Genomic DNA, 6,282 nt, shown 5'->3' on the forward strand with positions numbered 1-6,282 from the left:
TGTCTGATCACCTCTTCCTCAGACCAGGCTGAATCGAGCACGAGGGCGCCGTCCGGCGTTGGCCGCACGGCAACGCGCGGCGTATTCAAGACAGCACGAAGACCCGTCGCGACCGGCTTGGTTTTGACAAGAACGGAGATCGGCGTCGCATCGGGCAGATGCCGCCCGGTCGCCGCGACCAGTTCCGGCACGCCAGCGCCGGTCGCGACCACAACGGTCTCCACCGCGAGACGTATGCCGTCCCCCAGAATCACACCGCTGACGCGCCCGCCCGCTAGATCGACGGAGGCACGGCCAGCCTCGGTAATCGTCCTCCCCCCAAGTGCTTCGAAATTCTGGAGCAGGAGAGCGATGAGCGAGGGCAGATCAACCCAGCCTTCGCCGGGGTTGAAGATCGCGCCTTGCGGGGTGATCGCCCGTGCATTAACGCCGGGCGTCACCGCGGCCACCGACTCCGGCGCCAGAAGCTCCGCGTCATAGCCGAGAGCGCGCTCATGCGCGTGGACGGCCACGATGTCATTGAATGCATCATCTGCATCCCAGGTCAGACCGCCGTCGAAGCGCAACCAGGGGGCATCCGGAGATTGCGCGGCCAGCGTTCGGTAGCGATCGATTCCTATCATCCGGAGTTGATGATAGACAGCCGAGCGGCGCCGCGCTGAATTCAACCACGAAAGCGACCGACCGGAGGCGCCGTTTCCAGGCGGGCCATCATTGACGAGTGTCACGGTGGCACCCGCCCGCACGAGATGAAGGGCGGTGGATACGCCAAAAATGCCCGCGCCGATGACGACGATGGGAGCACGGGACGATGGGCTATGCATGAGAGCCTGCTTTCGATATGATCAATCGGGAGCTCGCGAACTGGGTCAAAGCACTTCGGACAAGAACTGCTGCAGCCGCGCGCTTTGGGGATTTCCAAAAATCGCTTCAGGATGGCCGACTTCGACGACCTTTCCTTCATCCATGAAAACCACCTGGTCGGCGACCTTTCGGGCAAAATTCATTTCATGGGTCACGATGACCATCGTCATCCCGCGTCGGCCGAGTTCAGCCATGAGGTTGAGGACGCCCTTGACCAATTCCGGGTCGAGCGCGCTAGTTACCTCATCAAACAGCATGACTTCCGGATCGAGCGCCAGGGCGCGGGCGATCGCCACCCGCTGCTGCTGACCACCGGAGAGATCAATCGGCCGATGATCCGCACGGGCGGAAAGGCCGACCTCGGCGAGCCGTGCGCGGGCAACCCTATCGGCCTCCGCCTTCGACCTGCCTTGGACTTTGCGCAGCGCCAGCGTGACATTGCCGAGCGCCGTATGATCGGGAAAGAGATTGAAGTGCTGAAACACCATGCCCACGCGCCGCCGCAGCTGATCCGGCTTGACTGCCCGCATCGTCCGGCCATCCAGCAGCACATCGCCGCCGCTGGCTTCCACGAGCCGGTTGAGACAGCGCAACAGCGTCGATTTGCCAGATCCGGAGGGGCCAATGATGCAGGTAACCGACCCAGGCTTCACCGCGAGGTCGATGCCTCGCAGCACCCGCAGCGGGCCATACTGCATCTCCAGCCCCCGCACCTCCAGGCTGCCACCGCGAAGTTCCTTGCCGGATCCTGCCGCGCCCATTGATGGCGCACCCTGTGCCTCGCCGACCTCCTCCAGGCCGCTGACCAGCGCGCTCGGCCGCTTGCCGCTGCGCATGCGCTGGTCGATGTAGTTCACCAAATGCGTCAGCGGCACGGTGATGGCGAGATAGAAGACCCCGGACAGCAGCAAGGGCGACAAGTTTCCGCTGACCACCGCTTCATCCTGGCCGACACGAAACAACTCGCGCTCCATGGGCAGGAGACCGAGGAAGTAAACGAGGCTAGAATCCTTGATATTGCCGATGAATTGGTTGACCAGGGCCGGGAGAACCCGCCTGATGCCCTGCGGAATGACGATCAGGCGCATGGACTTAGCATAACTCATCCCCAGGGCGCGGCACGCCTCGAGCTGGCCGCGTTCCACACTCTGAATCCCGGAGCGGAAGATTTCGCCGATATAGGCCCCCGCAATCAGGCTGAGCGCCGCGATGCCGAGGGGAAACGGTGATGGGCCGAACAGTATCCGGCCGAAACGGGCAAAGCCCTGGCCGATAAGCAGGATGGTGACAATCGCCGGCAGGCCGCGAAAGATATCTGTATAGATGCGCGCCGGCGCACGCAGCCAGGCCGCGCGCGAGATGCCCATCACGGCGAGGACAAGACCGATCAGGACGCCGAGGATGGTAGACGTGACTGCCAGGATCAGCGTATTCTTGAGGCCGACCGCAATCATGTTCGGCAGCACGGCGAGCATCGACGGCCAATCGAGGAAGGTCTGCCGCAGGGTCTCCAACCATCCCATCGTCAATCCTCCGCCGAACCAAAACCAGTCTCAAACTCAGCGCCATCGGCACGAGAAGCACAACAGGCACAATCAAGACGTCACTGTCATCAATGCTGCGGCAGATATTGCGGCGTCAGCGGATCACCCGGGAACCACTTCTTGAAGAGTGTTTCCCATGTGCCATCCTGCATTGCGGCATGGAGCGCCTTGTTGAGGGCATCCTTGAAGGCGGTGTTGCCCTTTCGCACAACGAACCCGGCCGGCGCATCGAAAGACGGAATATTGACTGCGATCTTGAGAGACGGGAAACGCTGCGCATCCTGCTTGGCTGACTCGTAATCCAGGAAATGAGCGTCAATCGTCCCGCTGTTCAACGCGGACACGGCAGAATTGTCATCGGGAAATTCCACCAGGCTGGTTTTGGTGAAATGTTTCTCCGCATAGATCGCTTCCAGCGAACCCTGCAGGATACCGAGACGCTTGCCCGCGAGATCGTCCGGCGTGCGGATCGTGCTCTCGGATGTCAGGACAGAGAGAAACCCGACCAGATAGCCGTCTGAGAAATCCACAACCTTCTTCCGCGCGGCGGTGGTGCCGATGGCAGCCACCGCAACGTCGAAGCGGCCATTGGCGACGGAGGGCAGCAGCGCGGAGAAATCCTGCCCGATGACGATGACATGGCTGCTGTCGAAGCCAAGCCTTCGGGCGACATCGCGGAACAGCTCGATATCGAAGCCGGTGAAATTTCCGCTCGCGTCGGTAAAGGCATAGGGCTTGGAATCGCCCACGCTGCCGACGGTGATCGTGGTCCGATCGATCAGATGATAGGGATTGCCGGGCGGCGGTGCAGCAAGGACCGGCGCCCTGCCACTGCCGATCAGTCCGAGTGCCGCCAGCGCGACAATGCCAAGAAGTCTCCGGGACGGCTTCTGCATCGGATAAGCTTCCATGTTGAAGAGTTATTACGCCAAGACGCATCCGACCGTTGTGGCCACCTGCCCTCGCGAAGCTGCCACAAAAAAGAGACCGGTCTCAATAGAAATTTTACGGTCTTGACGAGAAGGATCGAAAGCCGTTACGGCGCGGTATGACCCAAGAGAAAGAGGCGCGCCGGCCGGCGACGGTGCAGGATGTCGCGCGCTTGGCGAAAGTGTCCAAGGCGACGGCGGCGCGCGCCCTAGGTCGGTATGGATCGGTTAGCGCCAAGGTCACGGCGAAGGTAGAAGCGGCCGCGGAAGCGCTTGGCTACCGCCCTAACGAATTGGCGCGGACGATGACGACCGGGCGCTCCGGGACGATCGGCGTCATCGTGGGCGACATCGAAAATCCCTACTTTGGCCTCGCCGTGCGCGGCATCAGCGACGGCGCCAAGGAGCGCGGCTTCAATGTGATCCTGGCGAATTCGGGCGAGGATCTGGTCGAGGAAAAGGCCGCCGTCGAGGTTCTGGCGCGCAAGCAGATCGACGGACTGATCATCGCGCCCGCCGTCGCGCGGGAGTGGGACCATCTGGCGGAGTTCATCCGTGGGGGCCGGCCGGTCGTGCTGATGGACCGCGAACTTTCTGCACTCGAGGTCGATTGCGTTATCATTGACGATAAGGCAGCCGCCAGGAGTGCCACGGAAGTCCTGATCGCGGCTGGCCATCGCCGCATCCACTATATCACGGCAACCAAACTGAAAGAGCCGGTTTACACCGATCAAAGCCTGATCGATCTATCGACGGTTGCCAACCGTATCGCCGGCCTTTTGGAGGCGCTGACCGAGGCCGGCATTCCCGACCCCGATCGTCACATCCTTTTCGACGCAGGCAATACGCCCGAGGGTCATGCAGCCATCGCCGCGCTACTGCGCCAGACCCCGCCGCCGACGGCGGTTCTCGCGTCCGATAGTCTCATCGCCCTCGCCGTGTTCCGGGTGGCAAAAGCGCTGAAGCGGCGCATTCCGGACGATCTTTCGCTGATCAGCTTCCATGATGCCGATTGGACCAGCGCCACGACCCCGGCGGTGACGGTGATCGCCCAGCCCGCCTATGATCTGGGGCGGGCAGTCGTAGCTATGCTGATCGACCGCATCGACGGGTTGTCCGAACCGCCGCGCCGCCACGAACTCAAGAGCGCACTGATCCGACGGGAATCGGTGAAGTACCTCAGCTGAGGGTCTACCAAAGCGAGGAGGTTACACGTATTGAGTCCTGCCGGGGTCTGACTATCAAATTCCTATAACCGTGCGGATAGCCTCACGTTGCTAGGAGCAGTCAGAACGGCGTCAACCGCGCTGAGCGGCGAGCCGCAGGCGGCACTGTCACAGTGCCTCTGAATCGCTGTGGTGCAATTCACCCTGAGGCGCTCGATTATGCGCTAGCCGATGGCCCGAGTTATCCAACGCGAGGCGGAACGTCGATGCCGCTGGTGCTGAGGTCTATCTATACTTGGATATTTCACATATTGCCTGCAGGGGCGATCGCCTCAGCGACGTCGACATGTGAATGCCGTCGGGATCCGCCAGATCGCCGAGGATGGAGAAGTGGTTTCGGCCGGGAAGCGACAAAGTTGCGACATTCTCACTTCGCTCTTTGCGCGCTGCCACATAACTATGCGATCGACGGACCAGTTCCGGGAGCTCCGCTTCACCCACGGACACGATCGTTCGAACCTTGGAGGCCAGTAGAATCGGGGTATACAGGCCGATCTCCTCGCGTGTTGAGCTGAGTTTCTCATTCAGCCAAGAGAGGACAATCGGCTCAAGGTCAAAAACTGCGCTTGTCGCCAGAGTCAGCGTGACAGCCGAATGATCCCCGTGAAGCGCGGCCAGTTGTCCACCAGCGGAATGGCCACACAGACAGACGGGCCGCCCTCCAAAACCTACCGCTGCGTCATATACCTGCAGAAAGTCGAGCAGTCGCCCGATCTCGCCGACGATCTCCGTCATGGTTGCTTCGGGAGCAAGCGTATACTCCGCGAGGATGACGTTGAACCCACGCCCCAGTGGACTTCTCGCGACGAAGACCATCTCGTCCTTAGTGTAGTTCTGCCAATAGCCCCTATGAATGAAGACAAAGGTCGGTGCCGCTATCTGGCCACAGGACAACCAGTCGAAGCGTTCGCGCGGTCGCCCGCCATAAGCAATGTCGCGCTTTGCAGCCGCGGTCCTATAGAGAGCGTCGCATCGCACCCTAAACTGAGCTATTCTGGTCTGATAGTCAGGGTCCGCCCAGACGTTGGTGTAGCCAAGATCCAAAGACGCGCGGTCCATCCTCATCAGCCTGCGGCAATTCCCAGTTCTCTCGTTCCAGGACCCTGCTGCGCTCCTTCTCCAGCGTCGGCCCTGGCCGCCAGCCCTGATCGCGTTCGGCCTGCCGCACCCAGTTGCGCGGCGTCTCGCCCATGCAGCCGATTTTGCCGGCCACAGAGGTGATCGCCGCCCACTGCGTCGGATACTCCCCTTGATGCTCAAGGACCATACGTGCCGCGCGCTCACGCACTTCGGCAGAGAAAGACGGGGTTCTCTTCTTCATCATGACCTCACTCAACTCAAGAGTTTTGGTCTCCGGAAAACCCGGGCCGGTCCATAGCCGCAATGGGTCGCAATACGGCCACAGATAGCCGGCATGGCAACACCGTCGATGGCGGGGTTCGAAAACAGCAAACCCGCCGCTCTCGGAACATCGGCGATGCGCAACCGTTCCCGATACAGGCCGGAGGAGCGAAATCCATCCGACGAAAGCAAAAACACCAGAGCCGCCGATTCCTGCTGCCACAATCTAAAGACGGCCAAAGCCGAGTTCGAGAACGAGCAGCAGAGCCGCCCAAGTAAGAGCCTGCCGTCTATCACTGGGCGCGTGTCGCCACCCAGCACGACGCCCGCAGTCGCAGCCGCTATGCAGCACTCCGAGGGCCGGCCCAGTCTCACGCC

At 61.5% G+C, this 6,282-nt stretch carries 6 protein-coding genes and 2 pseudogenes; 1 reads left to right on the forward strand and 7 read right to left on the reverse strand.

Annotated features, from left to right (window positions below; all coding sequences use genetic code 11):
• From VL752_RS05065 to VL752_RS05075, 4 genes and pseudogenes are all read right to left on the reverse strand, one after another.
• Positions 1 to 824: NAD(P)/FAD-dependent oxidoreductase (locus VL752_RS05065; protein WP_325352815.1), on the reverse strand; the 824-nt coding region annotated here is incomplete at its 3' end.
• Positions 825 to 869: 45 nt separating this feature from the next.
• A complete protein-coding gene (locus tag VL752_RS22240; RefSeq protein ID WP_413788760.1) occupies positions 870 to 1,562 on the reverse strand; it encodes an amino acid ABC transporter ATP-binding protein in 693 nt (230 codons plus the stop codon).
• A 144-nt stretch (positions 1,563 to 1,706) separates the two neighbouring features.
• A pseudogene (locus VL752_RS22245) lies at positions 1,707 to 2,387 on the reverse strand (amino acid ABC transporter permease); the annotation flags it as partial.
• 89 nt (positions 2,388 to 2,476) lie between these two features.
• Positions 2,477 to 3,304, reverse strand: a complete 828-nt coding sequence (locus VL752_RS05075; RefSeq protein WP_325352819.1) for an ABC transporter substrate-binding protein — start codon at positions 3,302 to 3,304, stop codon at positions 2,477 to 2,479.
• Positions 3,305 to 3,456: 152 nt separating this feature from the next.
• Between VL752_RS05075 and VL752_RS05080 the strand changes: the two genes are divergently transcribed.
• Positions 3,457 to 4,524 (forward strand): LacI family DNA-binding transcriptional regulator, encoded by a 1,068-nt coding sequence (locus VL752_RS05080; protein WP_325352821.1) that lies wholly within the window; start codon positions 3,457 to 3,459, stop codon positions 4,522 to 4,524.
• Between the two features lie 264 nt (positions 4,525 to 4,788).
• Here the strand turns inward: VL752_RS05080 and VL752_RS05085 are convergent, their stop codons facing one another.
• The 3 genes and pseudogenes from VL752_RS05085 to VL752_RS05095 all read right to left on the reverse strand — a co-directional run.
• Positions 4,789 to 5,622 (reverse strand): alpha/beta hydrolase, encoded by an 834-nt coding sequence (locus tag VL752_RS05085; protein WP_325352823.1) that lies wholly within the window; start codon positions 5,620 to 5,622, stop codon positions 4,789 to 4,791.
• Position 5,623: 1 nt separating this feature from the next.
• Positions 5,624 to 5,887 (reverse strand): annotated as a pseudogene (locus VL752_RS05090) (IS3 family transposase); the annotation flags it as partial.
• A gap of 8 nt (positions 5,888 to 5,895) precedes the next feature.
• A partial coding sequence (locus tag VL752_RS05095; protein WP_325352825.1) for a hypothetical protein occupies positions 5,896 to 6,282 on the reverse strand: 387 nt, incomplete at its 5' end.

This window comes from Acidisoma sp. (genome assembly GCF_035492295.1).
Taxonomy (GTDB): Bacteria; Pseudomonadota; Alphaproteobacteria; order Acetobacterales; family Acetobacteraceae; genus Acidisoma.